This window comes from Actinoplanes sp. NPDC051388 (assembly GCF_055586225.1).
Window position 1 is genome coordinate 155,975 of record NZ_JBVJIP010000017.1, and the last position, 24,539, is coordinate 180,513.

At 69.6% G+C, this 24,539-nt stretch carries 23 protein-coding genes and 2 pseudogenes; 14 read left to right on the plus strand and 11 right to left on the minus strand.

Annotated features, from left to right (window positions below; all coding sequences use genetic code 11):
* Positions 1 to 85: 85 nt before the first annotated feature.
* The 3 genes and pseudogenes from ACZ6TI_RS35660 to ACZ6TI_RS35670 form a co-directional block, all read right to left on the minus strand.
* Complete coding sequence (locus ACZ6TI_RS35660; protein WP_465349626.1) at positions 86 to 277, minus strand: hypothetical protein; 192 nt, start codon at positions 275 to 277, stop codon at positions 86 to 88.
* Positions 265 to 939, minus strand: a complete 675-nt coding sequence (locus tag ACZ6TI_RS35665) for a DNA methyltransferase (RefSeq protein WP_465349627.1) — start codon at positions 937 to 939, stop codon at positions 265 to 267. The genes ACZ6TI_RS35660 and ACZ6TI_RS35665 overlap by 13 nt, the downstream gene beginning before the upstream one ends.
* Before the next feature lie 294 nt (positions 940 to 1,233).
* Positions 1,234 to 1,530: pseudogene (locus tag ACZ6TI_RS35670) on the minus strand (GP88 family protein); the annotation flags it as partial.
* 266 nt (positions 1,531 to 1,796) lie between these two features.
* On the opposite strand from ACZ6TI_RS35670, the gene ACZ6TI_RS35675 reads away from it, so the two are divergent.
* The 7 genes from ACZ6TI_RS35675 (at position 1,797) to ACZ6TI_RS35705 (ending at position 8,650) form a co-directional block, all read left to right on the plus strand.
* Positions 1,797 to 2,093 carry a site-specific integrase gene (locus tag ACZ6TI_RS35675; RefSeq protein WP_465349628.1) on the plus strand — a complete coding sequence of 99 codons (297 nt, stop codon included), beginning with the start codon at positions 1,797 to 1,799 and terminating at the stop codon, positions 2,091 to 2,093.
* A gap of 257 nt (positions 2,094 to 2,350) precedes the next feature.
* Positions 2,351 to 3,817 carry a tyrosine-type recombinase/integrase gene (locus ACZ6TI_RS35680; protein WP_465349629.1) on the plus strand — a complete coding sequence of 489 codons (1,467 nt, stop codon included), beginning with the start codon at positions 2,351 to 2,353 and terminating at the stop codon, positions 3,815 to 3,817.
* Positions 3,817 to 4,269 carry a hypothetical protein gene (locus ACZ6TI_RS35685; RefSeq protein ID WP_465349630.1) on the plus strand — a complete coding sequence of 151 codons (453 nt, stop codon included), beginning with the start codon at positions 3,817 to 3,819 and terminating at the stop codon, positions 4,267 to 4,269. The genes ACZ6TI_RS35680 and ACZ6TI_RS35685 overlap by 1 nt, the downstream gene beginning before the upstream one ends.
* A 122-nt stretch (positions 4,270 to 4,391) precedes the next feature.
* The gene (locus ACZ6TI_RS35690; protein ID WP_465349631.1) at positions 4,392 to 5,537 is read left to right on the plus strand and encodes a hypothetical protein; all 1,146 of its coding nucleotides are present in this window, start codon (positions 4,392 to 4,394) and stop codon (positions 5,535 to 5,537) included.
* On the plus strand, positions 5,534 to 7,699 hold the full coding sequence (locus ACZ6TI_RS35695; RefSeq protein ID WP_465349632.1) for a site-specific integrase: 2,166 nt from the start codon (positions 5,534 to 5,536) through the stop codon (positions 7,697 to 7,699). The genes ACZ6TI_RS35690 and ACZ6TI_RS35695 overlap by 4 nt, the downstream gene beginning before the upstream one ends.
* On the plus strand, positions 7,696 to 8,184 hold the full coding sequence (locus ACZ6TI_RS35700; RefSeq protein WP_465349633.1) for a hypothetical protein: 489 nt from the start codon (positions 7,696 to 7,698) through the stop codon (positions 8,182 to 8,184). Before ACZ6TI_RS35695 ends, ACZ6TI_RS35700 begins: the two co-directional genes overlap by 4 nt.
* 103 nt (positions 8,185 to 8,287) lie before the next feature.
* Positions 8,288 to 8,650: a hypothetical protein gene (locus ACZ6TI_RS35705; protein ID WP_465349634.1), complete on the plus strand. Its 363-nt coding sequence runs from the start codon at positions 8,288 to 8,290 to the stop codon at positions 8,648 to 8,650.
* Positions 8,651 to 9,132: 482 nt separating this feature from the next.
* Here the strand turns inward: ACZ6TI_RS35705 and ACZ6TI_RS35710 are convergent, their stop codons facing one another.
* The 6 genes from ACZ6TI_RS35710 to ACZ6TI_RS35735 form a co-directional block, all read right to left on the minus strand.
* Positions 9,133 to 9,711: a hypothetical protein gene (locus ACZ6TI_RS35710; RefSeq protein ID WP_465349635.1), complete on the minus strand. Its 579-nt coding sequence runs from the start codon at positions 9,709 to 9,711 to the stop codon at positions 9,133 to 9,135.
* A 68-nt stretch (positions 9,712 to 9,779) separates the two neighbouring features.
* Complete coding sequence (locus ACZ6TI_RS35715; protein ID WP_465349636.1) at positions 9,780 to 10,415, minus strand: hypothetical protein; 636 nt, start codon at positions 10,413 to 10,415, stop codon at positions 9,780 to 9,782.
* A complete protein-coding gene (locus ACZ6TI_RS35720; RefSeq protein WP_465349637.1) occupies positions 10,412 to 11,461 on the minus strand; it encodes a TIGR03619 family F420-dependent LLM class oxidoreductase in 1,050 nt (349 codons plus the stop codon). The genes ACZ6TI_RS35715 and ACZ6TI_RS35720 overlap by 4 nt, the downstream gene beginning before the upstream one ends.
* Before the next feature lie 272 nt (positions 11,462 to 11,733).
* Positions 11,734 to 11,901, minus strand: coding sequence for a hypothetical protein (locus ACZ6TI_RS35725; protein WP_465349638.1), 168 nt, complete (start codon positions 11,899 to 11,901; stop codon positions 11,734 to 11,736).
* A gap of 32 nt (positions 11,902 to 11,933) precedes the next feature.
* The gene (locus ACZ6TI_RS35730; RefSeq protein ID WP_465349639.1) at positions 11,934 to 13,223 is read right to left on the minus strand and encodes a nucleotide disphospho-sugar-binding domain-containing protein; all 1,290 of its coding nucleotides are present in this window, start codon (positions 13,221 to 13,223) and stop codon (positions 11,934 to 11,936) included.
* Positions 13,220 to 13,792 (minus strand): TetR/AcrR family transcriptional regulator, encoded by a 573-nt coding sequence (locus tag ACZ6TI_RS35735; protein WP_465349640.1) that lies wholly within the window; start codon positions 13,790 to 13,792, stop codon positions 13,220 to 13,222. The genes ACZ6TI_RS35730 and ACZ6TI_RS35735 overlap by 4 nt, the downstream gene beginning before the upstream one ends.
* A gap of 849 nt (positions 13,793 to 14,641) precedes the next feature.
* Here ACZ6TI_RS35735 and ACZ6TI_RS35740 point away from each other — a divergent pair.
* From ACZ6TI_RS35740 to ACZ6TI_RS35770, 7 genes are all read left to right on the plus strand, one after another.
* The gene (locus tag ACZ6TI_RS35740) at positions 14,642 to 15,427 is read left to right on the plus strand and encodes a hypothetical protein (protein ID WP_465349641.1); all 786 of its coding nucleotides are present in this window, start codon (positions 14,642 to 14,644) and stop codon (positions 15,425 to 15,427) included.
* Between the two features lie 56 nt (positions 15,428 to 15,483).
* A complete protein-coding gene (locus ACZ6TI_RS35745) occupies positions 15,484 to 16,422 on the plus strand; it encodes a hypothetical protein (protein ID WP_465349642.1) in 939 nt (312 codons plus the stop codon).
* A 22-nt stretch (positions 16,423 to 16,444) separates the two neighbouring features.
* Complete coding sequence (locus tag ACZ6TI_RS35750) at positions 16,445 to 17,317, plus strand: hypothetical protein (RefSeq protein ID WP_465349643.1); 873 nt, start codon at positions 16,445 to 16,447, stop codon at positions 17,315 to 17,317.
* Positions 17,314 to 17,709 (plus strand): hypothetical protein, encoded by a 396-nt coding sequence (locus ACZ6TI_RS35755; protein WP_465349644.1) that lies wholly within the window; start codon positions 17,314 to 17,316, stop codon positions 17,707 to 17,709. The genes ACZ6TI_RS35750 and ACZ6TI_RS35755 overlap by 4 nt, the downstream gene beginning before the upstream one ends.
* A 99-nt stretch (positions 17,710 to 17,808) precedes the next feature.
* Positions 17,809 to 19,482 carry a hypothetical protein gene (locus tag ACZ6TI_RS35760; protein ID WP_465349645.1) on the plus strand — a complete coding sequence of 558 codons (1,674 nt, stop codon included), beginning with the start codon at positions 17,809 to 17,811 and terminating at the stop codon, positions 19,480 to 19,482.
* Positions 19,479 to 19,916 (plus strand): hypothetical protein, encoded by a 438-nt coding sequence (locus tag ACZ6TI_RS35765; protein ID WP_465349646.1) that lies wholly within the window; start codon positions 19,479 to 19,481, stop codon positions 19,914 to 19,916. The genes ACZ6TI_RS35760 and ACZ6TI_RS35765 overlap by 4 nt, the downstream gene beginning before the upstream one ends.
* Before the next feature lie 472 nt (positions 19,917 to 20,388).
* Positions 20,389 to 22,743, plus strand: coding sequence for a leucine-rich repeat domain-containing protein (locus tag ACZ6TI_RS35770; protein ID WP_465349647.1), 2,355 nt, complete (start codon positions 20,389 to 20,391; stop codon positions 22,741 to 22,743).
* A 596-nt stretch (positions 22,744 to 23,339) separates the two neighbouring features.
* Here the strand turns inward: ACZ6TI_RS35770 and ACZ6TI_RS35775 are convergent.
* Positions 23,340 to 23,840, minus strand: a pseudogene (locus ACZ6TI_RS35775) (GP88 family protein); the annotation flags it as partial.
* An 83-nt stretch (positions 23,841 to 23,923) separates the two neighbouring features.
* A complete protein-coding gene (locus ACZ6TI_RS35780) occupies positions 23,924 to 24,400 on the minus strand; it encodes a hypothetical protein (RefSeq protein WP_465349648.1) in 477 nt (158 codons plus the stop codon).
* Positions 24,401 to 24,539: the final 139 nt, after the last annotated feature.

The window sequence follows — 24,539 nt, forward strand, 5'->3', positions numbered from 1 at the left end:
ACGAGGACGAGGCGAGCAGATGGCGCCCTCGCCACGGCGAAGGCGACCGTCTGTTGCGGATGAGAGATACCGGCGTACAGCTGGGCTACCGGCACCGCCGACGCGGCGTGGCCGGTGAGTCGCCGAGGCTGCCGTAGCAGAACAGATCGGCGCACGGCTGGCCGACGCGCGCCCCGCACACGTCGCAGCGGTATCGGGTGCCCTGGTCGGGCCGCAGGATCAGGCGCCGTAGGGCATCGATCAGATGGTTCAGTCTGGCATGGCTCAGGTCCACCATGATGACCTCCGTGAACAGTCGGTCAACGGCCGTGAGCAGATGCCGCGGCGGCGGGGCTGGCACCGGTGTTCGCGGATGGCAGCGAGCCAGCGGGCGGCCTGCTGGCAGTGCTGGGCGTCGGCCTCGATGAGGATGGCGCGTCGTCCGGCCGCGCGGGCGGCGATGCCGGTGGATCCGGAGCCGGCGAACGGGTCGACGACGACGCCGCCGGGTGGGCAGGCGTAGCGGATGAGCAAGTCGAGGAGCTCGACCGGTTTTTGGGTGGGGTGGATCGCGGTGCCGTGCAGGGAGCGGACGTGGATGACGCTGCGGGCCAGCCGGGTCGGCCCGTAGGTGTAGCTGGCCGAGCCGATCGCTCTGGTGTGCGTCGGGGCGCTGCGGTGCCCGATGGTCGCGGTCGGCCGGGCTAGCCCGGCGATGGTGGGCGGCCGGTGGGTGGTGGTCGCCCACCGGCCGCGGTACCAGTGAGTGATGGTTTCGTGGACCCGGCGGAACCGGTCGGCCGCGAACGAGGACCCGTTGTGCTTCTCCCAGGTCAGATGATCTGCCGCGACCTCGTGAGCCGGTTCGAGGTCTTGAGACAGGCGCCAGCCCGCGGCGGCGAATTCGCGTCCCCGATAGGGCGCCATGGCGAACTGCCGCAGCGGCAGGAAACACCACAAGGCGCTCGTGCACTCGGCGGCGGCGTCGAGCCAGCCGCCGGCCAGCCGTCCCAGCGCAGGGAGGTCTGTTCGTAGGGCGGGTCGGTCACGATCAGGTCGCCGCGAAGCTGTGGCAGCAGGTCGCGGCAGTCGGCGTGATAGAGCTCGACGGTGTCGTCGGCGAAGTACGGGGCGAGTTGCGCCAGGACGCTCTCCTTGGTGAGACATCGGCTGAACCGGGGCCACGGGCGGGGCGTGTCGTCACGCCACCACTGCCGGTGCGGTCCCGCCCACGCTCGGGCGGGACCGTGCTGGTCAGGCGGCGCTGGAATGCCGATCGCTGTCGTGGGGTTCGCGGCGGCGCCGGCGTGCCGCCCGCAGCTCGTCCTCTTCGGACTGCCAGTCACTGAAGCGACGCCCGGCCATGGACTTGAGGAAGGTGCGGATCTTGTTGGCTGGGATGCCGACCAGCCGTGGGCCGAGGACGGCGAGCAGGTCGGAGGCGTCTTGCGACGAGAACCCGGCTTCGGTGATGGCCTGCTCGTCGGGGAAGACGTCGGCGACCCGGTCGACGGCCGGGTCGAGCTGCCGGTCCTGGGTGCCGCCGTAGTTCTATAGCCGCGTTTCTGTTGTTGTTCGCTGCTGGGCGAGCAACAGGGTGACAACGGAGGGGCGGGGTCTTGAGCGTTTTGGAGTGGCGCGTCCATCGCTATGACCTGGAGCGGTCATGGCCTGATCTGCCGCGTGCGGTGGCGGGGTATGCGGATGATCTCGCGTCGTGGGTGCGCAGGGCTGGCGGGCGGCACGGGCAGCGGTTCCTGCTGGGCCCGGAGGGATTCCCGGATGTGCGGGTGAACGCGTTCTTGGCGTCGCCCCGGATGCGGAGTTTGGCGGGGAACACGCAGCGGGACTACGCGTACTCGTTGGCGCTGTGGCTGAACTTCCTGGTGGCGTTGGGTTGCCCGTGGTGGGAGGCGGGCGAGGACGAGGCCGAGGAGTTCCAGTTCTGGCGGCTGATCGATCCGGAGAACGACCAGAGGGTGGGGACGTCGGCCTACTCGAAGGATCTGGCGGCCTGCAAGAAGTTCTACAAGTGGGCGGCCGGCCGGTATCCGACGGTGGCCGATCCGTTCGCGGGGTCGACTTCCCGGTGGCCAGGAAGACGGCGGACGTGAAGTGGCTGGACCCTGCGGCGATCGTGCGCTGGCGCGATCTGGGGGTGCGGGGCCGGGGGCTGGACGGGCGACGGGATCGGTCGTGGCGGGGGCGCAACGAGCAGCGGGACGCGGCGTTTGTCGATGGCTTGTATGGAACCGGGCTGCGGCTGGTTATGTGAGCAACTTCAGCGTGTCTCACATGAGCGTCGACCGAGTGCCGGTGCTGTGATCTACGTGTTGCAGGCGATGGTGTCTCGTGTCTAGCTTCTCGGCCTATGCACTTGATCTTTTTCTCCTCGGCGGGCTGGGAGGACTGGGACGTCGAGCACGGCCCGTTGACCCGCCATGCCATGCCAGTTTTGATTGACGACGATCTCCGTTTCGAAGACGAGCGCGGTCCGCGGGCAACCGTCGCCGCGAACCGGTGGCTGGGAGAGCTTCCTGTGAGCGGGGCGCCGTCAGCGAACACCTGGGAGGTCTACGCCCGTGTCCTGAGGGACTGGTTGGCGTTCCTCGGCGTGCACGGGGTGCCAGCGTTCGGAGCCCGTGAGCGGTTGCGAGCCGGTCTGAGCTTGTACGCCGAGTACCGGCTGGCGGGGCCGCTGCAGATACGGCTGGCGGAGTCGAGTTGGAACCTGCATGTCGGGACGTTGGCCCAGTTCTATGAGTGGGCTGAAGACGAGGGCTACGCCTCGGCGGTGCCGTTCAGCTACGCCGCGGCCAAGCGGCTCGTTGAGGATCGATTGGTGACGGTTCGGCGCAACCTGGCCACGGTGCGGCAACCGAGGGCACACACGACGATCAAGTACCTGGCTCCGGAGTTCGCCGGGTTGTTTGTCCACGCTCTGGAGGGTCTGCTCCCGGATGGCAGTCCGGATCCCCGGTTCCGGGGTCTGAATCCGGGGCGGAACGCGGCGATGGCCCGGCTGGTGCTCTCCAGTGGATTGCGCCGGCAGGAGTTCACGCACCTGCTGGTACCTGAAGTTCCGCCGCTGCCGTCCGAACCGACGGCGCTGCCGATTCTGCTGCCGGTCGCCGCTGGCATCACCAAGGGCCGCAAGCAGCGCACGACCTGGATCAGCTATGACGCGCTGGACCTGGTACACCGCTACGTCGATCTGGAACGGCCGCTGGCCGCCGAGGGATCGACGTGGCGCCCGGACCCGGCTGCGGGTGAGCCGTTGGTGGCGTCCGCGGCGGACTGGCACGGCGGCAAGGTCAACGGCCGGCGCGTGTCCTGGTCCAGGCTGACGCCCGCCGACCGGCTGCGCCTGGTTGACGCGGACGGCCGGTCACTGCTGCTCGCGTTGCGGCGTGACGGCGCGCCGTTTCTGGACTGGGCCACGGTGTTCCGCCGAGTCTCGGACGACATCCGGGAGCGGTTCGAGCCACGGTTCCCTCACGTGCATCCTCACCGGCTGCGGCACTCGATGGCCATGGCGACCCTGGAGCAGTTGGTCGCTGGCTACTATCGGCAGGCCGCGCAACTCGTGGTCGACACCGACGACAACCCCGCGTTGGCCCTGTACCTGACCAGAGCAGACCCGATGGAGGTCTTGCGCGACCTCCTTGGACACTCCTCGGTCACCAGTACCCAGGTCTACTTGTCCCGCTTGGACACCACACGAGTGTTCCGCGACGCCTACGAGCACGCCGGCCGCGCAGCCGGGTTGAGTGAGGACGTCCTGGCCGAAGTCGACGCGGAATTCGCCGAGGACGACGACTGGACGGTGCAGGTCTGATGCCCGCGACCGTCGTCGCGCAGCCGTTGACGGTGGAGTTCGTGTTCAGCGACGCCACCCGCCGCACTCTTCGCCTGGACTACCTGCCCTGCCCGAGGCTGGCCGCCTACCTCGCCGCCGGCTTGGCCAGCCTGACCCACCCACACGGCGAGGTCGATTCCGAGGCGACCGTTCTGCACTATCGCATGGCGATGCTGCAACTGAGCCGTTTCCTGCACGGAGTGGGGTTCACCGGCGGTGCCGGCGAGCTGACCAGGGCGCGGCTGGTGGAGTTCTGGCTCGGACATCAGCCCGCCGTCGAGGGGAGGACGCGTGCACTACTGCGTGCCGTGGACGCGGACACTGGCGTGTTACGGCCGCAGGTACGGGAATACTTGGCCGGGCCGCCGTTGCGTCGGCAGCCGCGCGGCGAGCCATCCAGCCATACACCGGCGACGAGTGGGGTCGGCTGAAGCGTTCCTGCGAAGACATCATCGGGCACGCCTTCGCCGCACAGCAGGCGGCGATCACGGCCGGACGTGCTGGTCAGGATCCGCGGATCGGTGGCTGGTCACCGATGAACAATCGGCTGTGGTTGCTGCTGCACCGTGGGCCGCTCACCCTGGCGGAGGTCGTCGACTATCTGGGCCGCTCTCGTTCGTGTGTGTGGTCCGATGGTTCTCATGTCGAGGCGGCCCGGCAGCTGTTCCCGACGATGCGGGTGGCGTTGGCCTACCGGCTATTGCTGGGCGTGACCAGCGGGATTGTTCCCGATGGCCTGGACGACCTCGGAATGGACGACATCGACTGGGCTGGTGACACGACGATCCTGCTCGACTACGTGAAGGGACGCACTCGGCGGGAAAGCCTGAACCTGCCCGCTGCGGCTGTTCGGGTACTGCGCCGGTGGCTGGAGCACTCGGCCCTGCTGCGCCAGTTCACCGCTGAGCCGCAGCTGTCGAACCTTTGGCTGGCCTACCAGCCGACGGCTCGCACGGCCGCGAAGCTGGGCGTGCGGTTCACCCAGAAGACCGTTCTCACCTGGGTCGAAGCCCAGCAACTGCGGGGCGACGACGGTCACCTGTTGCGGGTCCACAAGCATCGAATTCGCACGACGTTCGAGTACCGCCGGGACAAGAGCGCCTGGACGGGGCGCACGACGATCGACCCGAACCACAGCGCCCGGGTCGAGGGCGACCACTATCTGTCCCAGCCCACCCCGGCGCAGCAGGACGCCCTGGAGGCGGTCATCGAGCAGGCCCAGGGCGATCTCGTCCGCAAAGCTCGGACCCCGCTCGTGCTGTCCACCGAGGATGTCGAACAGGCCGTCACCGAACTGCCCCAGCGGTTGGCCGGTCTGGCACTGACCGACGCGGTGGTCGTCGAGCTGGTCGGCGGCGACCGGGATGTGTTCACCGCGGCCTGCGGTGACCAGCTCGCCGGGCTCCACGGCCCCGCCGGCAAGCCGTGTCCGGCCCGGCCGTGGGTGTGTTTGTTGTGTCCGCTGGCGGTGTTCGCTCCGCGGCACGCGCCGAACCTGTTGCGGCTGAGGGCGTTTTTCGCCCGCCAGTTCCGGCAGATGCCGGTCGCCCAGTTCATGGCCGTGTTCGGGCCCTACGTCCAGCGTCTTGACGCCGACATCCTGCCCCGCTTCGCACCCGCCGTGCTCGCCGCCGCCACGCACGAGGTCAGCGACCGCGACGACGAACTACCCCTGCGCCTCGAGGAAAGCACGTCATGACCAACGCCGCGCCCCTACCCGAACGCATCGGCGCTTCACCGTTCGCGGGTCACCTCGTCCACGAGCTGATGGGGCTGGACCTGGACCCTGCGGCCAAGCATCCACGATTCGACGACGACATCTGGGATCTCACCGGGGTCCTCGGCGCCCCGATCCAACTCAGACCCCAACGGCTGGTCTGGGACTTCACCGCCATCCCGTACCTTCACTGGCAGGTGATGGTCCGCGAATTCCTGGTCGCCATCCGGGCACCACAGCATGACGCGGTGGCCACACTGCCCTGGGCACGCCGGGAGCGGCTGTCACTGCAGACGTGTATCGATCGGCGTTTCGACGTCTTCGCGTGGTTGCGGTGGCTGGCCGACCAGGGCGTCAAGCGCCTAACGCAGGTGACCCAGGAACATTGCGAGCGCTACCTGCGGCGCCGCCAAGACGGCGGTGTGGGAACGTCCAGCCTGAAGAGTGTCACCCTGGCGATCAAGGACCTCGCGCGCTACGGCGAGTTGTTCACCACCGACCGCTACCCACCGGCGTTCATGCCCTGGGCCGGAAAGTCCGCGACGATGGTGGCCGGCTATGTCAAGCCGGGCGAGAACGTGACGTCCCCCGTCCCGGACCTTGTGCTGCGCCCAGCGCTGACGGCCGGACTCTACCTGGTCGAGGAGCTGGGTCCGCACGTCGCGGATCTCGTCGACCAGTCCGTCCGGCGCCGAACCAAGCCAGCAAGTGGTCGACGTGCACGGCGGGACGAGTTCGAGGCGTTGATGGCCCACTACATCGAAGACCGCAGCGCACTGCCCGAACTCGACGACCACGACGTCCGGGAGCGTCTCAACAGCGGTTGGGATCAGTCGGATCCGTTGCTCCGGCTCAACTTCAGCGAACTAGCCCGCGACCTGGACGTTGCCCAGTTCCGCGCTGACGAGATCCACCAAGTTCGGGATCTTGCCGAAACAGCCGTCGCGCGGGTGGGAGTCGCCCCCTACTGGGCAAGGACGGCCGACCTGATCGAGCGGGCGGACAACCGTGGACGTGTCCCATGGACAACGGCGCTGACCGCGAACCGGGTCAACGACCTGGCAATGGCCGTGTTCAACGCCGCTCTCCTCACCGCTGTCGCCGTGAGCGGGATGCGTTCGGGCGAGGTGATGGAGCTGACGACCTCCTCCTGCCTCCCGCCTCGCGAGTTCAAACCCGGCCTGGTTCGCTACTCCCTGGCCAGCAAACGGATCAAAGGCGAGCAGTGGGGCGGCGTTGCCGACGAGTGGGTCGTCATCGAACCCGCCTACCGCGCTGTCGAGCTCGCGGCCCGACTTGTCACGGTGAAGTCGTCCCTGACCCCGACCAGCATGGGGCCGGACACCTCGGTCTTCGGCCGATACGACCTCGTCACCCGGTTCGACACGTTGCGGCGCTGGGTGAACAGTCCCGCCGGCGCGAGGCTCGGCCTCGAACCTATCCCGCAGGGCCGGGTCACCGGCAGGATGCTGCGTCGCACGTTAGCCCTGGAGTTGGCGCACCGCCCGAACGGGCTCTGGGCCGCGAAAGTCCACCTCAAGCAGGTGGCTATCGCGACTACGGAAGGTTACAGCGCTCGACCAGGCGGGGCGCAGGCCCGGTTCCACGCGGAGATGGTCGCTGAGGAACGCGCGCACAACATCGAGCTCACCGCGGCGGCCTACCGCGACTTTCGCGATGGCCGGTTACCGGCGGGTCCCGGCGCCAAGAGCCTCGTCGCAGCATTCCAGCACGTTGACACCGAACTCGCGGCGGAGAGGGCCACCCAGCCCACGGTTGTCGCCTCTGACCGGCACATCGAGCTGCTCCTGAAGAAGCGGGCCGCGACGTTGCATGTCCAGCCGGCGAACTTCTGTTGGTTCACAGACCCGGCCAAGGCGCTGTGCCTGAAACTCGCCGGCACACCAACCGCGACCAGGCCGTTGGCGGGTCTCTGCGACGCCGTCCGCTGTCCCCAGGCCACCTTCCACGCCGAGCACCGCAAGGTCTGGGCCGGCTGCGCGAAGACCACCGAAACCTTTCTCGGCAACCCGCGTATCCCGGTCGGGGAGAGGAAGCGCCTCACCGCCGAGCACGAACGCGCACAACGCGTCGTCGAAGCCATCGACGACGCCACAGCTTCGGCCGAACGTGAGGGACGGTGACGATCAGCGCCGCACGGCGGCGGCGGAACGAGGACAGCATCCGCGCGGCAATCGACCGGCTGCTGCGTGGCCAGATCCCGGCCGGCGGAGGCTGCGACGTCAAGACGTTGGCCAAGGAAGCGGGGGTTTCTCGTGCCGCCCTTTACCGCTCCTACGCTCACCTCAAGGAGGAGTTCGAACGTCGTCTGACGCACATGCGAGCCGACGGGCACCTGCCGGATCTGAAGTCCGTTCAGATCGTCCGGCTCAAAGACGAGAACACCGCGCTGCGGCGGCGGCTGGCCGACCGCGAACACGAGGTCACCGAGCTGACCGGGTTCAAGACCACCGCTATTTCACGACTCGCCGCTCAACACGCCGAGATCACCCGCCTGCGCGCAGCCCTCGCCGCCCACGGCAACGTCCGTGCTCTGCCATTGCCGGCGCTCGCCCCACCGGAGCACACACCCACCGCCGGAACTCTCTCCGGCGGCCGCGGCCACTGACCACCGCCGTCGGCGCTGAGCCGGGTACGCCACCCTCCGCAGCCGGCGTCGGCGAACGACACCGCCACAGGAAATCGTTACCGCCAAGAGGAAGCACACCACGATGTTCGTCTATCGACTGTCCGAGCCGATCGACTCGTTCGACGGGCTCACTCCACTCAACGACTGGCTTGCCGGCCAGCACCCCAGCCGCACCGCCTGGGCGCTACAAGCCGTGCTCGCTCTCGCCGACGCCACCGCCCTGCACTGGCGAGGCGACATGCGGCACCTGCCCATGGTCGGCGGCCTACCCACCACGGCCTACCTCGTGATCAAACAGGACAACAACGGCGACACGTTCCTGATCACCCCCGCTGACAACATGCGCTGGCTGGACGAGCAAGCCCTGGTCACGCAGGTGTCCACTCGCGACATCGGCGCCTGGGTACCCGACGAGACCGACGGCACCGATGACACCCCGTTCTAACCTGGTTGCCGGCGCACCGGTCAATGCGCCTCGCCGCGTACGGCCGAACGTGCCCAGCGTCCGATAGCGCGACGCGCCGTTGGAAGCGTCAAAGTGGCGAGATCGACCGCGCTGGACGTGCATCTTTGCCATCGATTCCTGCGTCACGCACCGCTACGGCAGCTGGTACGACGGACGCACGGATCTGTTTGATATGTAGGTGATCGTGAGGCTCCTCTGATCGGGCACGCAGTGCCTCGATCACGCTACATATCACGCATTATGCGGCCCGCCAGGGCGCAGGTGATCGAAGATCACCCGCATAATGCCGATGACAGCGCGTCCGATCTTGGTGTCATGTACACCAGGTTGAGCTGGCGCACCCGTGCTGGCGATGAGGGCGGGTCGCCTTCGGCTAGGACGAACGAGACCGTCGCCAGGCCATTGGCGGACGAGTCACACACGTGGCACGTGCTGGAACGTTTGGTGAGGACTGTTGAACCTCATGTGTTCGAGCGCCGTCGGGGCCCGTCCGGTGGTATGACGCGACGCATCGGGATAGTGCTCGCCAGTGCCAGGGAGATCAGCAGCGCTGACAGGAGTGTCATGACCCACGCGCCGTATGCCGTGGACGTATCGAGTTCGGGCCGGATGGGTGGAGCGAGGAACACCGCGGGGATCAGCGCGAAGCCAGCAATGCCGCAGAGCGTTCGTGTCCAGCGTGGCCCGCGGCCGGAAAGGGCCACCCCGCCTAGCATGCCGAGCAGGGTGAAGATGAGCGAGCTGGTGCCCTGTCCGGTCCGCAGCATGTGCATGAACGCCCCGGGTATCGACAGCGTCGCGGCCGGCAGCAGCATCGGTGCCAGGACCAGCCAGCGCCAGCCGCGGCGCCCGCCAGTCCGCCGAATGTGTTCGGCCCAGCCGAGCATCGCCCCGGCCACGGTTCCGGGCAGGATGAGCACGACGAACGTGCCGGTCCAGGTGAACGTCGACTCCGCGCCGGCGAGTTGCATCATGAAGCTGCGCAGGCTCGCTGTCCACGCCAGCCCCAGCACCGCCCCGATTGCGATCAGCCGGGCCACGCCAGGCACTGATGCGTTGCCGTGCGGGCCCACGGAGTTCGGGGCGGTTCCGGTGCTTGTCGTCCCGCTCATGTCGGTGACCGCCGGGTTCGTTCCTGGCCGACCAGCGCCATGCCGATCGCGGCCCACATCAGCATCCAGCCGACGAGTGCGATGCGGCCAAGTGGCTGCGGGCCAGCTACGGCGGGCAGCACGATCACGAACACCGCCAGACCGGCGGCGAACACCACGTGCCGCGCCCATCCGGTCCATCGGCGGACCCGCCGGACCATGATGCCGGTGACGGTCAGACCGACGCCGACGAGTATCGTCGCGAGCCCGTAGGCGGCTTCGAGCAGCCCAGTGCGGGCAGTGGGATATGCGGAATCGGCGAGCAGGGCTGCCCCGACCTCGCATCCGGCGAGGAGGGCCAGACCGGCGACGGTGGTCCCGAGACCGACACGGGCGGCATGACCGTCGCCGGCGGCCCCTGCACGCTCGACGCCGAGCACCCCGGCGATCAGCAGGAGGCGGGCGACCGTGAGCGACATCTCGAGAAGCCGGTAGGCATCGGGCGACAACGGATGACTAAGCCGGTCGCTGCCGGCAGCCTCCGGTGCGAGCGCTAGGACTAGCTCGGCACCGATCGCGATGGCCGCGCCAGCCATGCACGCACGGCCGGCCAGCCGGATGATCGACGATGATGCGGTCGGCGAGAGCGTCACGGCTGCCGCCGTTCCGCCCGACGGCCGGTCTGACCGGTGCCGGTATCCACTTCGATTGGGCGATCGGCGAGCTCGAACGCGTCGTCGACCGCGACCGCCAAGTCAGCCCTGGACCTCGCAGCTGACCGCGCGCGGCCGATGAGCTCCGCGTAGAGGGCCAGCACCTCGTCGAGGCTCTGCTCCCGGTCGCCGCCGTCGCGCCCGGACGTGGAGAACAGGACGTGGTCGACGCCGGTGCCCTCCAGCGCGGTTAGGTCCTCGGCGATCTCGCGGGGCGAGCCGCCGAGGTACGGCCGGCCATCGCCCAGCGGCTCGGCGGTGATCGGCACGTTGGCCCGGGCGACCACGGTGAGCGACGCCGCGTCACGGCCCTGCTCGGTGGCGGCGGCGCGGAACGCGGCGGTCAGCCCGAGCAGCACGTCGCGGTTCACGGCGATCGGGTTGAGCCCGTCGGCGATCCGGGCGGCCCGGCGCACGCCGCCGGGCGTCATGGCGCCGACCAGGACCGGCAGCCGCGCCTGGACCGGCTTGGGGTTGACCTCCGAATCGGCGATCCGGGTGAACTTGCCTTCGTAGGCGACCGGGTCCGGCCCCCAGCAGGCCCGCATCGCGGCGACGACCTCGTCGAGGCCGGCCCCGATCCGGCTCATCGGCACCGCGGCGGCGGCGAACTCCTGCGGCATCCAGCCCTGCCCGACGCCCGCGATCACGCGGCCGCCGCTGAGCTGATCGAGCGTGGCGAACCGCTTGGCCAGCACGACGGCCGGGTGCAGCAGCGCATCGACGATGCTGGTGCCGAGCTTGACCCGCTCGGTCAACGCGGCGACGTAGGCCAGCGTCTCCAGGGGATCGTAGGTCAGCCGATACACCTCGGGCAGCGGCCGCGGCTCGCCGCCGCCGTAGACGACGGGCGCGGTCGGCCGCAGCAATCGCTCGTAGGTCCAGACCGAGTCGTAGCCGAGCTGTTCCACCTCCCGAGCGACGCGTGCGATGTTGGCGGGACCGGCGAGCGGCCCGGACGTGGGCAGGGCGATACCGAGTTCCATGCCTGGTACTCCGTCTTCATAGTCAACTAAGGATTGAGGAGCATGTGTCGGCGCGAGGCGGTCGTCGCGGTGACCGTCGCCGGCACCGTGGGCGGCGTCGGCGCCCTCGCCGCGCTGGTCTCGACCCTGCGGCGCGATGACTGAGGGCGCCGCCGGCCAGGGCACTCCCGAGGCTGCGGCTGCACCGCCCCGGTCCGCGCGGTCGTGGCGGCCGGGGACCGCGGGTTGACCGCCTCGCTTCGCAGCGCCTGCTTCTCCGCCTCGTCGCCGACCTACAGCACGGCGACGTCGGTGCGGGGGCGCCGCGGCTTGCCGGGCTCGCGCTCGGGGTACGACCAGATGACTCCCTTGTTGCCGACCCGGGAGTCGAAGCCCTCGCTGTCGATCTCGACCACGTGCGGCAGCGAGGGCGCCAGAAGGTGGACGCCGTCGTCAGCCATCGCGTCCCTCATGTATGGGCGCAGGTTGGCGCCTACGAGTGGGTCGCATCCGCCTCAGCCTGCGGGCCGATGCGCTCCAGCTCGGCGAGCAGTTTGCCGCTGTCGGCGTCGCGCCGCAGCGCGGTGCCCAGGCGGGCGGCGGCCTGGCGGTACGACGGATCGGCCAGTACCTGCCGGATTGCGGTGGCCATGGCCGCCGGGGTCGCCGTGCGGGACACGGTCCGCCCGGCGCCGTGCCAGGTGACCCGGGCCGCGTTGTCGCCCTGGTCGCGGCCGTGCGGCAGGACGACGACCGGGACGCCGGCGGCGAACGCCTTCACGAGCGTGCCGTGGCCGCCGTGGGTGATGACGAGCGCCGCGTGGCGCAGGACGTCGCCGTGCGGGGCGGCCCGCACGACTGTCACGCCGTTCGGCGCGCGAAGGGTGGCCGGGTCGAGCACCGGGCCGGTGGTGATGAGCCCCCGCACCGGCAGGGTGCCGAGCGCGTCGGCGACCCGTTGCAGGCTGTCGCCCTGGTTCTGGAACGTCGACGACATCGACACGAGCACGAGCGGCGCGTCGCCGGGCGGCGGGGTCCACGAGCCTTCCGCCCACGCCGGATCGTCGAGGACCGGGCCGACGTACCGTACGGTCGGCGGTACCGTCGCCGGGAAGTCGAATGCGGCGCTGGTCATGACCAGTTCACGACGGGCCCGGTGGACCTGGTCCTGGTAGTGCCGCAGCGGCGCCAGCCCGTGGCCCGCGCGGACCGCGTTCAGGCCCGGCACGGCGGCGCGGTCCCACATCCGCTGCGACATCGCGCCGAGCACCCGGTCCCGCACCCGGCCCAGCGCGCCGCGGGCCGGCCGCAGGCCCATGCCGAACGGCGGCATCCCGGCCGCCGGGAGCGGATAGATGTTGGGCATCAGCACGTCGAACGGCACACCCTCGGCCTCGGCGGCGATCATCGCGCCGAAGGCGAAGAACGACACCAGCACCAGGTCGGGCCGGGAGCCGTGGATCGCGTCGGTGACGTCGCGGGCGTACCCGGCCGCCGGGCCCGTGATCAGGTTGTCGATCATCGCCCGCACGAGGGTGCCGGGGTTCTTGAGCTCCCACTCGGGGTACGGCGCGTGCTCCGGGCTGTGGTCCGGCCGGTTGAGCGCGTGCCGCCATCGGTGGAACGCCGCGCCGGTGGCGGCGACCGCGTCGGCCATCGAGTCCTCGCCGAGCACGTCGACGCGGTGGCCCCGGGCGATGAGCCGGCGGACCACGCCGAGTTCGGGCGGGACGCTGCCGCCGCCGTCGGTGAGGGCGAACAGGTAGGTGTGGCGCATCGTCATCGGTCCTGCCTTTCGTCGAGCACGCCGCGCACGAGCGCGGTCATGGTGCGGGTTGTTTCCGGACGGCTCAGGCGCAGGTCGCGCCGAAGGAGCTTCCAGGTGTACACATCGGTGGCCGCGTGCAGGGCGTTGACGGCCCTGCGGCGGGCGGCGGAGGCGGCGGGCAGGCCGGCGGCAAAGACCTGCTCCAGCCACGCGCGGTGGGCGGTGCGGGCGTGGTCGAGCAGGACCGCGAGGCGGCCCAGCCGCTCGGCCGACATCGCCCAGCGGACGTTGAGGTCGCCGAAGCGTTCGTACTGCTCGACGAGCACCGCGACCGCCCGGTCGGGATCACCGGGGACGACGGACGTGCGCAGCCGCTCGGTCTCGGCCCGCAACATTTCGACGGCGGCCAGCGCGGCGCCTTCCTTGGACTCGTAGTGGTTGAGCACCGTCTGGTGCGACACCGCCGCCGCGGCGGCGATGTCGTTGAGGGTGACGTCCTCGTACGGATGGTCGGTCAGCAACCGCAGCGCGGCCTGTGCGATCCGCTGCTTGGTGGCCGCCACCGCGTCCGCTCTGCTGCCCATGCCGCGTCTCCACCTCTCGCCGTCACGTCACTTTCGCTTGAGTACCAGTCAAGCATTTCGCTTGAGTGACAGTCAAACTTTGTCGGCGTTGTCACATCGCTGAGCCGCACCGCCCGCGGTCGTCGCCGACGGCGCGGCCGTGGCTGGGTGCTCCGCCTCACCGGTTACCGCAGCGGCTACCCAGATGCGCGGGCACACCGCGCACCCGGTCCTTCGACCTGCCGCCAATCTGCGGGCTGCCGGTTGGGCGACCTTTGCCGTTGCGATTTCGTGCGGTGTTGCCGTCGCTGCCAGTCGCCGGGCTTCGGGCTGGGTCCGGGTGGTGGCGGCGGTTGTGGCAGTGACCGCGGCGCTGTCGACAGCGCCTGGCACCGACCGAGGCCGCCTTCGACGGAACGGGTCCTGGAGCTCGTCAAAGACCCGAGAATCGAGGCATCCGGCGGCCATCATGGCATCCGCTCATGCCGCGATGAAGGCGCTCAGAACCTCGGATCGGTCACTGTCGGTGATCGGAGGCCGCGCTCGCCGCGATCGCGTAAATGATCAACGAGAGGCGGGATCAACGCCAAGCGATCAGCCGCGCTCGCAGGTGCGTGATTGGTCTGGGCACGTTCACGCGTACTTACCTGGGAACATTCACCGGTCCACGAACCCCTCGTCGAACCGCCGCCCCCACCAACCGACGGCCAACCTGAAGTGTGATGCCGAGCACATCGGTGACGTGTGGAAGCGAGACACTTCGGAAACGCAGATCACCGTCCGCGCGCCCGGCAAACAAGCGGCCCATCAGCGACACCGACGAACCCGGACACGGCAGTTGCCTACATAAGGCTGACGGAGTGGTCGAGCGTGGTGCTGCCGGAGCTGCCGCGTCTGGCGCTGGGGCGCGAGTACTACACCTGCGCGCTGGCCCGCGCCTGCGCGAAGGGCGGGTTCGGGCACAGCTTCTGGATGCCGCGGTCGGTGCTGGTGGCGGTCTGCGCCTACATCGAGGGCGCGAGGACGCGGGCGGTGCGCGAGGCGCAGGCCGCCGGCCGGTATGAGGCTGTGCGGCGGCTGCGTGTCGTCTCGCAGACGCGGGGACGGGAGTCGGTGGTGCTGGAGGACGAGGCCGGGGGCAACGCGGAGCGGCGCTGGGAGGTGCTGGGCCCGGAGCGGCGGCAGAAGCTGTTCCGCAGGACGGCGGCGGGGCTGGAGCCGGTGTGGCTGTGGCTGAACGAGGATGGGATGCCGCGCGACGCCCATGGATGGCAGCACACGTTCACCGGAGCAAACGCGCGGATCGCGGCGCTCGGGCTTCAGGACTTCTCGGCCACGGCCCACACGCTGAGGCATTCCTTCGCGTTGAAATGGTTCTCGATCGGCAAGCTGGTCAATTCCTCCCGGCTGGCGCACCTGGACGAGGAAGAGGTCAAGGACTTCCGGGAGCAGTTCGGCAACTCGTGGCATCTGGTGCAGACGATGCTCGGGCATCGCTGGGTGGAGACGACGAAAAACGTGTACTTGGAGCCGTTCCGGAAGCTGGACGTGGAGCTGCTGCTGGCCCATGCCGCCGGGTTCCCGGTGGTCCAGTTCATGGCCGAGGCGTTCGCGTCCCATCCGCAGGTACGCACCGATCCGCTGGCGGCGCGATGAGCTCGCGTGGGCGCAGGGCTGTATTGCCGGCCACCGGGGCGAGGTCGGCCCGGGGTTTGCTGGAGTCGGATGAGGCCCTGGTCGTGCGCTGCTTCGCCCAGGACGGCGGGGAGCATCGGGACTTCGACTTCGGGGTGCTGGCCGTGGACGCCGAGCTGCGGCGGGAGATGGCCGCGGCGTTCGCCCGGCGCACCGCTCCCGGGGCAGGGCTGACGGCATTGGACTCGATGGCCGGGATCTTCCGCAGCGCGGGACACTTCGCAGACTGGCTGGCAGGGCTGGCCTGGCCGCCGAAGCGGGTCGCGGAGCTGATGCCTGAGCACATCGACGGCTTCCAAGAGCACCGCGCTGCGCAGGTGTCCACGATCGACGAGAGCATGCGCGACATCAAGAGTACGCTGCTGCACGCGCACGGCCTGCACGAGGCATTGGAGGCGAGGCTACGCCAGCCGAACCCGAAGAAGCCCAAGGTCAAGAAGTCGAAGCAGAGCTACAGCCGCGAGCAGTTCCGGCGCATCGCGGAGGCCGCCCGCTGCGACCTGCGGACGGCGGCCGGCAGGATCCGCCAGAACCGCGCGGAGCTGGAGCGCTACCGGGCCGGTCAGCTGGTCGAGCCCGGCCGCAGGCTAGACCTGCTGGACTTCCTCGACCGGCACGGCGACGTCCCGCGCAGGATGACGAACTCGAGCGCGCACGCCGACCGGGAGGTCGTGCAGCCGTGGGTCTTCAAGCTCGGCCCAGCCGCCGACACGATCGCCTGGCTGCACCTAAGCGCCCGCGAGGCCGCAGCTGCCGCGGTCCTGTTGGCGGTGTTAACCGGGGAGAACCCGAGCGTGGTGCTGATGGTCAAGGCGGCACACCACCGCGCCGACGGCCACACCGGCGACACCGCCACGGCGATCGTGGACACGAAGAAGCCGCGTCGGGGCCGCCGGGCTACATGTCCATGGTCTTGTCGAGGTCCCGGACTGGATCAGCATCCCGGCCGACCCTGACCACCTGTCGGCCCGCGACGAGTTGCACACCCCGTTCGGGGCCTACGCGCTGATCAACGAGCTGACGGCAGGGTCGCGGAAGATTACCGGCTCGGATCGGCTGCTGATCGGATGGCGGGCCAAGGGCGGAGGGGACGGACCGGCCGGACGCCGGGCCCTGCGCCCGGAGTCCGGCCACGTCGGGATCACGAACTGGTCTCGTGCCCACGGCCTGAAGGCCGACGCGCCGGACGCGGACGGCAATCCGGTCGAGCTGCGCGTGACGCTGGACCTGATCCGGCTGACCTGGCTGGAGCTGCACCAGAAGCCGGTCGCCCACACCGAACAGACGCTCGTCGACAACTACCTCGGCCGCAACCGCGGCAACCTGGCCGAACACCAGAAGGTCGTGGCCGCAGCGCTGGCCGAGGAAGTCGAAAAGGCCCGGGTTCGTGGGGTCATGGCGCGGCTGACGGTCGCGGACCTCCAGCGGGCCGCCGCCGGCCCGGAGACGGTCGCTGCCGAGCACGGGCTGGACGCGCTCACCCTCAAACGCATGATCGCCGGTCATCTGGACACGGTGATGAACGCCTGTGTCGACAACGAGAACAGTCCACACGCGCCGGCCGGTCAGCCGTGCCGGGCATCGTTCATGCAATGCCTGGACTGCCCCTGCGCCCGCGCGCTGCCCCGGCACCTGCCGATTCAGGCGCTGGTCCGCGACCGGCTGGCCGAGCGAAAGGCCGAGATGCCGCCGCTGACCTGGGCGCAGCGGTTCGCGCTGCCGCACGCCCAACTGGCCGACCTGCTCGGCGAACACGACGCCGTGGACGTCGAGGACGCCCGGGCGAACGTCACCGACCACGATCGGGCCGTCGTCGAACGGTTCTTGAACAGGGAGCTTGATCTGCGGTGAACGCTGAGACACTGACCGAGTTCTGGGCCGGAACGCCGGCCGACGCCCCGTGGCCGGGGCCAGACACGATCGTGCTGCTGGACCGCGACCTCGTGGCGGGCACCGACCGGGCGAAGCTGTCCCGGTTCGCCGACGACCGTTGGCAATTCAACGACGCGATCTTCGAGCACCACGCCACGGCCGTCGGGATCAACTTCGTGCTGGTCCCCGCACCGTTGCGACTCGCGGCCAAGCACTACATGTGGCAGCTGATCAACAGCGTCGCGCCGACTCCGATGATCAGGCGGACGGCCGCCACGCGCCCCTCGCTCCGGTCGATCATGCAGTGGTTCTCTATCGTCAAGGAGTTCCTGATCTGGCTGGCCCGCCCGCGGGGTGGGACAGCTGTGTGACGTCACCCAAGAGCTGCTGGAGCAGTACCGGCTGGACGTGGGCGAGCAGGACACCACTTTGGCGTCCAAAATTACGAGGCTTACGGAGGTCCGGCGTCTGTGGACCTTCCGCAGTGTCCTGCCGGAGGACATGCGGCTGCCGCAGCTGCCGCCGTGGGGCGGTGCCGACACCCACGAGTTGTTCGGACGGTTCAGGACGCACCGGGAGAACCTCACTCCCCGCATCCCCGCATCCCCGAGGACACCATGGGGCCGCTGCTGGTCTGGGCCCTGCGGTTCGTCGAAGACTTCTCGACCGACATCCTGACCGCATATGCCGAGTATCTACGCCTGCACCGCAACTCCACGGAGCTGCAGCGCAGGCACGGGCCGATCCCCCGTCCGCAGCCCGGCGAGCTGGAGCGGAAGGCGAAGGAGTGGATCACGACGTTGCACGCGACCGGCGGTGCCCTGCCGGGCAAGCGGGAGGCCGACGGCACGATCCGGATCGACTGGCGCCACGTCAGCAAGGTCCTGAACACCACCGGGAACCCGATCATGGCGCGTCAGCCGGTGGGGCGGCTGCTGCTGGCCTGCGGGCTGCCGGTGGCCGACGCCGCCTACCTCGGCACGCCGATCACCGGCATGCTGGGCGACAAGCCGTGGCGGGAGCGGCCGTTCGACGCCTACGAGATCAAGGGTCTGTCGAGGCTGCTTCGGTCAGCGTGCTTCGTCGTCGTGTCCTACCTCAGTGGTGCCCGTCCCGGGGAGGTGCTCAACCTCCAGCGCGGCTGCATCACCCGCGACGAAGCAAATGATCTGTGGCTGATGTCGGGCCGGTACTTCAAAGGCGCGGTGGACGAGAACGGGAACAAGCTGCCGGCTGGGGCGTTCCGCCATGACCCATGGGTGGTGGTGAAGCCGGTCGCGGATGCGGTCGCGGTGCTCGAGCGGCTGCACGACCATCGGCTGCTGTTCCCGACCAGGATCGAATCCCACCAGCGGGAGAAGAGCACTACCAGGCGCAAAGGCGAGGCCCGGACCGCAAAGAGCATGGCCACTGACCTGGCCGCGTTCGTGGCCTGGGTGAACAGTCACGCTGCGGAGATGGGCGCAGGTCCGATCCCGGTAGACGATCGCGGGCCTCTGATTGCCTCCCGGTTCCGTCGCACGCTGGCCTGGTTCATCCGCCGCCGCCCTCGCGGCCTGGTCGCCGGCGCGATCCAGTACGGGCACGTCCACACCCGCTTGATCCAGGGCTACGCCGGCGACTACGACTCGGGGTTCCCCGACGAGTACGCCTACGAAGACTTCCTGGCGAGATTGGAAGGGCTCGCCGAGGACGAACGGGAGCTGCAAGCCGGGGAGACCGTCAGCGGCCCGGCCGCCGAGGCATACCGCCAGCGGGTCGCCGGGGCGAATCGACGGTTCGCCGGCCACGTCCTGAAGAGCGGCAAGCAAGCCCGCGACCTGACCGACAACCCGCTGTTGCAGATTTTCCACGGCGAGGGAATGACCTGCGTGCTGGACCCGATGACCGCCGCCTGCCAGCTACGCGGCACCATCGGGGACCCCATGGTCACCCCGGACATCGACGACTGCCGCCCCTACTGCCCGAACCTCGCCCGCACCGACCGCGACCTACTCCAGATCCGGCGCACCCGCGACAAGTACGCCGAGATCGTCGCCGACACCCTCGCCCCGCCGATCCGCCACCAGCGGGAGCGCAACGAGCTCGAACGCCTGGAATCGATCATCGAGGCCCACGAACGGAAAACGCAGGAACAACGATGAGCCGACCGAACCCGGCCGAGAAGGACCCGGTCCGCCGGAAGATCCTCGCGGCGATGGACCGGCTGTTGGACGGCACACCACTGCGTTCGACCGGACGCATGAGCGTGTCCCAGCTGGCCGTGGAGGCCGGAGTGGAACGCTGGCACCTGACCCACCAGCACGTCGACCTCAAAGAGCTGTTCCAAGCCCGAGTGAAGGCGGCCGACAGCACCCCGGCGGCGTTCGCCCATGAACTGAGCGAGCTGGAGAAGCTGAAGAAGACGCACGCCCAACTGATCGCGCACTGCACCGAGCTGGAAGAACGTCTCGCACTCTACGCATCGGTGATCAACGTTCTGGTACTGGAGAAGGAAGCCGGCGACAACGGAGCGCACGTCCCGAACCTGGAGGCCCAGCGCCGCAAACGGCAGGCCGCCCCTCGCGATCAGCCCTGACGCGGTTAGCCGCACCTGTCGACGGACGAGTCCCGATTGCAGAGTTAGGAAGCGAATGTGCAGAGGCCGGGGACAGGCAGCACCCACGATCCTGCGACACTGCCACCCTCCGTGATCAAGAGTCGCTGCTTACGTTAAGTGATCGGCGCAGTGGATGGGCGTCCGGATCGCGGCAGATTCGGATAGTGGTCCAAGGTGGGCGGAACCAGCCGAGGGGGACTGGGCGCGGCTGCCAGTTCGAGGTGTCCCTGGCGCCCGGCTGGATGGTCGGTGTGGGCTGGGCCGGGGAGCGGGCGCAGGGTCGCCGAGACCCGGTCCGGGCGTAGTTGTGGTCGTGGAGCGCGGCGCGGACGTCGGCGTACCGGAACAGGATCCGGCCGGCAGACCCGGTACGGGTCGCGGTCAGGCGGTCTGGGTTCGGTGTCCAGTTCCGGCCTTCTGCTCGCCTTGGCGCTCGCGTATGGTCGTCGGCGTGCGTGCTCACCCAACCCCTGAGCGGCTGTCGTTCGACGATGCTGACGAGCGCCTGAACGAGGCACTGTCCGACGCCTTCGACAGCGACGAGTACCGATCGGTGCTGCTCTTCGAAGGCGACGTCCACCTGGACGGGGACGTCCTGTCCGCGGTCGACACGGCCGGCGTCGACCTGATCGCGGTCACCGGTGATCTGATCGTGGCCGGGTCGGTCGCGCTGCATGGGCGCACGCCGGGGCTGTACGTCGCCGGTCTGACCCGCGCGCAGGCGCTGGAGCGCGGCGACGCGGAGATCCACCTCACCGACGGCGCCTTCGAGTACCTCGTCCACGAGCGCGGCGTGGACGGGACCCTGGTTGTACACGGTGCGGTCGATACGCCCTGGGTGATCGTGTCCGGCGGCTTCGGCGCGTCGTTCGACGCACCCGGCGCATACGTGGTGGAAGACACCGGCGATGTCGCCGTCCCGGTGGACTTCGACCGCGCGCGGGTCGCCGTGTCGTTCGTCCCCGAGGTGCTCGACGCCGACCTCGGTACCATCGTCATCCCGGCGTTCCTGGACCGGCTGCGGGCCGGGTTGCCCGTCCTGCTGGCCGGGGCCCGGTCCACATCGGAGGCTGCCGCCGCGAGCCGGATCGCTGCCGCCCGCGCGGCGCGCGAGCACGAACTTGACCTTGGCTACAGCGGGCTGCGGGCGTTTCCGGCCGAGGTGCTGGGTATGCCGTGGCTGCGCCGGCTGGTGCTCGACGGCAATCGGATCGGGCGGCTTCCCGACGAGATCGACGCGCTCGCCGAGCTGGAGCACCTGTCGGTACGCTCGTGCGGTCTGGCCGCACTGCCCGCGTCGGTGGGCAAGCTGGCGGGCCTGCGGGTGCTGCGGGTCGCCGACAACTGGACGTCCCCGTTCGAAGCCGACCCTGACCGGCAGCCGGTCACCCTGCCGGAGAGTATCGGCCGGTTGGCGAACCTGGAGGAGTTGGACGTCTCCCGGTTGTCGGCCCGCCCGCGCGGCGACACCGCCGAGTTCCCCGAGCCGTCGCCGTACCCGCTGCCGGATACCGCCGGCGGCCTGGTCGGGCTGCGCCGCCTCGTCGCCGACGGCACCAACCTCGTGCTGCCCCCATCCATGGCCGGCCTGGCAGGCGTCGAGGAAATTTCGTTGGCCGGCCACGGTCGGGCGCGCCTGCACCGTGTCCCCGACATCGTGGCGACGTTTCCGAACCTGGCCCGGCTGACGCTCAATGGCAACCGTCTGCGCGGGCTGCCGCCGGCGCTGCTGGCGCTGCCCAGCCTCGTGGAACTGGACCTCGACGGCGCCGTCGGCCACCTCGACGGCCCGCTGCCCGACCTGTCCGGGCTGCGCTCGCTGCGGATGCTCAAGCTCAGCGGCGACGGCCCGGCGCCGCGATCGCCGCACAGCGTCCTGCGGCAGCTGTTCGAGATGGACCTGCCGGCATTGGAGGCATTGAAGGTCAGCTATTGGGGGGCGACCGACGACCGCAGCCGTCCCCGCATGACCGCGGACGTGCTCGCCGGAATCGGCCGCTTCCGTGGCCTGCGGCGGCTGGACCTGAGCGGCAACGGGCTGGCCGAGCTGCCCGAGGAGGTCTACGCGCTGCCGGCGCTGGAGTGGATCGACCTGCGGCACAACCGGCTCGGTCGGGCAGCTCGGCGGCGATTGTGCACGGAATACCCGGGCGCGCACGTGGACTTCCGGTACCAGGTGCTGTTCCGTGCCGAGCGGGAGGAGGCGCAGTCCGTCACCGAGCTGGCCCAGCAGGTGCGGACCCTGGCCGAGCAGCGGCGCCGAGACGAGGCGCTGGACGGCTGCGAGCAGGCCCTCGCGCAGTACCGCGACGGCCTCGACATCGCCGGCGACCTGCTGTTCGTCCAATACGTCAAGCTGCGCGTGCACATGGAGCGTAGGGGCGCCGGCGGCAGCCCCGATCCGGACGCCGACCTACGCGCGTCAGTCGCCGCGGCCGAGACGTGTCTGCGGCTGTTGTCGGCGGCCGTCGACGAGCGCATCGAGACCCGGCTCCTCACCGACCTGGAACGCGAGGCCCTCCAGTACGCGGCCAACACCGTCGCCTGGCAGGCGGTGACCGCCGACCCACCGGCAGACCGGGCCGAGCTCGCGCGGGCGCTGACGCTCACCGACACGGCGATGGCGCAGGGTGTCGGCGACCACCTGGACCTCGCCGACACGCACATCCGCGTCCTGCTGGCCACCGGCCACGAGTCGCAGGCCTGGACCGCGCTGGACCGGGCACTGGCCGTGGACGCGGCCTTCGGGCCGCTGCAGAACCTGCGCGCCGACCCGCGCTACCAGGTCCGTGCCGGCCTGGCATAGACAGCCTCCATCCGGACACCGAACGCCGCACCCGAGAACCTCGTCGGTGTAGCCGTCCGCGTCGGCGAGTGGCATGGTCCCGCCGGCGAAAGTCCGGATGACCGCCAGGCATCGGCCCGGGTCGACAACCCGCCGACGGACAAGAATGCCTCCGGCACCGTACGGATCCGGCGCTGGTTCGGCCGGCAATGGATACCAACCGCGTAAGCCGACACATGGCGCAGGAATCCCATGGTCATCCAACGGCATGATCGACGCACTACTTTCGGCAAATCCGCGCTCCCACGGGGTCATGCGCATCACGTTGTGTAGCAACGGCTTCAGTGCGTTGCTGCGCCTCGCGGGCCGCCATCTGGGCGTTGCGCTGGCGGATGTGGATGGCCGGTGCGTGCTCATTGGCGTACGCAGCTCTGCACTGCAACGGAACTGGTAAGCCGACAGCACCCGCTCACCTCTTGATCATGCTTACGGTGCACACAGCCTCCGGCACCAAGGTTTCGGCCCGTTGCCCTCGGCCGGGCGCTCTGACAGCATGATGAGCAGCAGGGACGTGTGCTCACTCTCAACAGCTAGCAACAGTCTGAGCTGGCGAGAGAACCGTAGGAGTAGACCCAGAGCAGGTTGGGCGGCGGGTCGGGTTCGACAAGTCGCCGGAAGCGGTCCGCTTCTTTGGTGTAGGCGTAGAAGTGCAGGTCCGGGCGGGCGCGGCAGATCCGCAGCCACGCGTGCAGGTAGTCGTCGGAGAAGAAGTCGCCGGCGTCGTGGATGCGGATCCAGGCGCCGGTGAAACTTCTTGGCTGCCAGCTCGGTGAGCATCGCCTGTTCCCCAGCCGGGCAGGTCGTCGAGCACGAAGGTGAGGTTGGCGTGGTGCTTGGCCCGCACGACTGGCCATAGGTAGGTGCCCTGGCGGGCGTAGCAGACCCGCGCGCAGATCCCGGCCGACGGGCAGGTGTTGAAGGTGCGGCCGTCGGCCAGGCGGCCGGCCCAGGCGGGCAGGGGTCCAGTTCTAGACGCCGATCGCTTTGAGCTCACGGTTCTGGGTCAGCAGCTGGCGGGGACGGGCGGGAAAGGTGGGTGCGTCAGCGTTTTCCGGCATGGTGGTCTCCCGACCGTGAGTACGGGGGCAGGGACCGGCGCCGGCCGCGGCCTACCGTGCGCCGGGGTGGGCCGGAGACCTGTTCAGGGGCTCGGCGTGATGGCGTCGTGGATGCGCTGGCACATGCGGGTCAGCTCGGGCACGACGAGGGGGTCGGCGCCCAGGTCGAATGCCTGGAGCCAGCCGGTTTTGGCTTTGCTCGGCGGCAGCAGGTGCAATGGGTACGCGTCATGGACGGCCAGGACCCAGTCCGGCAGCGGCCGGCCGGCGGAGAGGATGAGGCTCCAGGCCGGCCCGTGCAGCCGGATTACCGCCGGCGGGCTGCCCGCGGTGGCGTACGCGACGTGCACGACCTCGAGGTCGCCGCTCGCCGCGACCTGCGGGGCCTCGGCGAAGATGTCGTGCAGCCGCGGCCGGGTGCTCAGGTGAGTGCGGTGGGTTTGGATGAGGCGGACCCGCTCGTCTAACAGCCGGGCGGTGTAGAGCTGGTTGGCGATCTGGTCGGCCAACCGCCGCCGCCGCGGCACGTCGGGCTGCTGCTGGGTGTTGGGCGTGGTCATGGGAACCTCCCGGGGATTGAGGGCCAGAAATGACGAGCGCCGGGGGGAGGGTGGGTTCGGGGGGGGGGGGGTTTTTTGGGGTGGGGGGGGGGGGGTGGGCCGGGTGGGCCCGCGTTTCAAGACAGGAGGGTTGGAACCA

Coding starts and splice junctions, on each gene's coding strand:
- ACZ6TI_RS35720 (WP_465349637.1), bottom strand. CDS start 11,461: ATGGAACTCGGTATCGCCCTGCCCACGTCCGGGCCGCTCGCCGGTCCC.
- ACZ6TI_RS35725 (WP_465349638.1), bottom strand. CDS start 11,901: ATGGCTGACGACGGCGTCCACCTTCTGGCGCCCTCGCTGCCGCACGTG.
- ACZ6TI_RS35780 (WP_465349648.1), bottom strand. CDS start 24,400: ATGACCACGCCCAACACCCAGCAGCAGCCCGACGTGCCGCGGCGGCGG.
- ACZ6TI_RS35680 (WP_465349629.1), top strand. CDS start 2,351: ATGCACTTGATCTTTTTCTCCTCGGCGGGCTGGGAGGACTGGGACGTC.
- ACZ6TI_RS35735 (WP_465349640.1), bottom strand. CDS start 13,792: ATGGGCAGCAGAGCGGACGCGGTGGCGGCCACCAAGCAGCGGATCGCA.
- ACZ6TI_RS35765 (WP_465349646.1), top strand. CDS start 19,479: ATGAGCCGACCGAACCCGGCCGAGAAGGACCCGGTCCGCCGGAAGATC.
- ACZ6TI_RS35660 (WP_465349626.1), bottom strand. CDS start 277: ATGGTGGACCTGAGCCATGCCAGACTGAACCATCTGATCGATGCCCTA.
- ACZ6TI_RS35705 (WP_465349634.1), top strand. CDS start 8,288: ATGTTCGTCTATCGACTGTCCGAGCCGATCGACTCGTTCGACGGGCTC.
- ACZ6TI_RS35695 (WP_465349632.1), top strand. CDS start 5,534: ATGACCAACGCCGCGCCCCTACCCGAACGCATCGGCGCTTCACCGTTC.
- ACZ6TI_RS35730 (WP_465349639.1), bottom strand. CDS start 13,223: ATGACGATGCGCCACACCTACCTGTTCGCCCTCACCGACGGCGGCGGC.
- ACZ6TI_RS35685 (WP_465349630.1), top strand. CDS start 3,817: ATGCCCGCGACCGTCGTCGCGCAGCCGTTGACGGTGGAGTTCGTGTTC.
- ACZ6TI_RS35675 (WP_465349628.1), top strand. CDS start 1,797: ATGCGGAGTTTGGCGGGGAACACGCAGCGGGACTACGCGTACTCGTTG.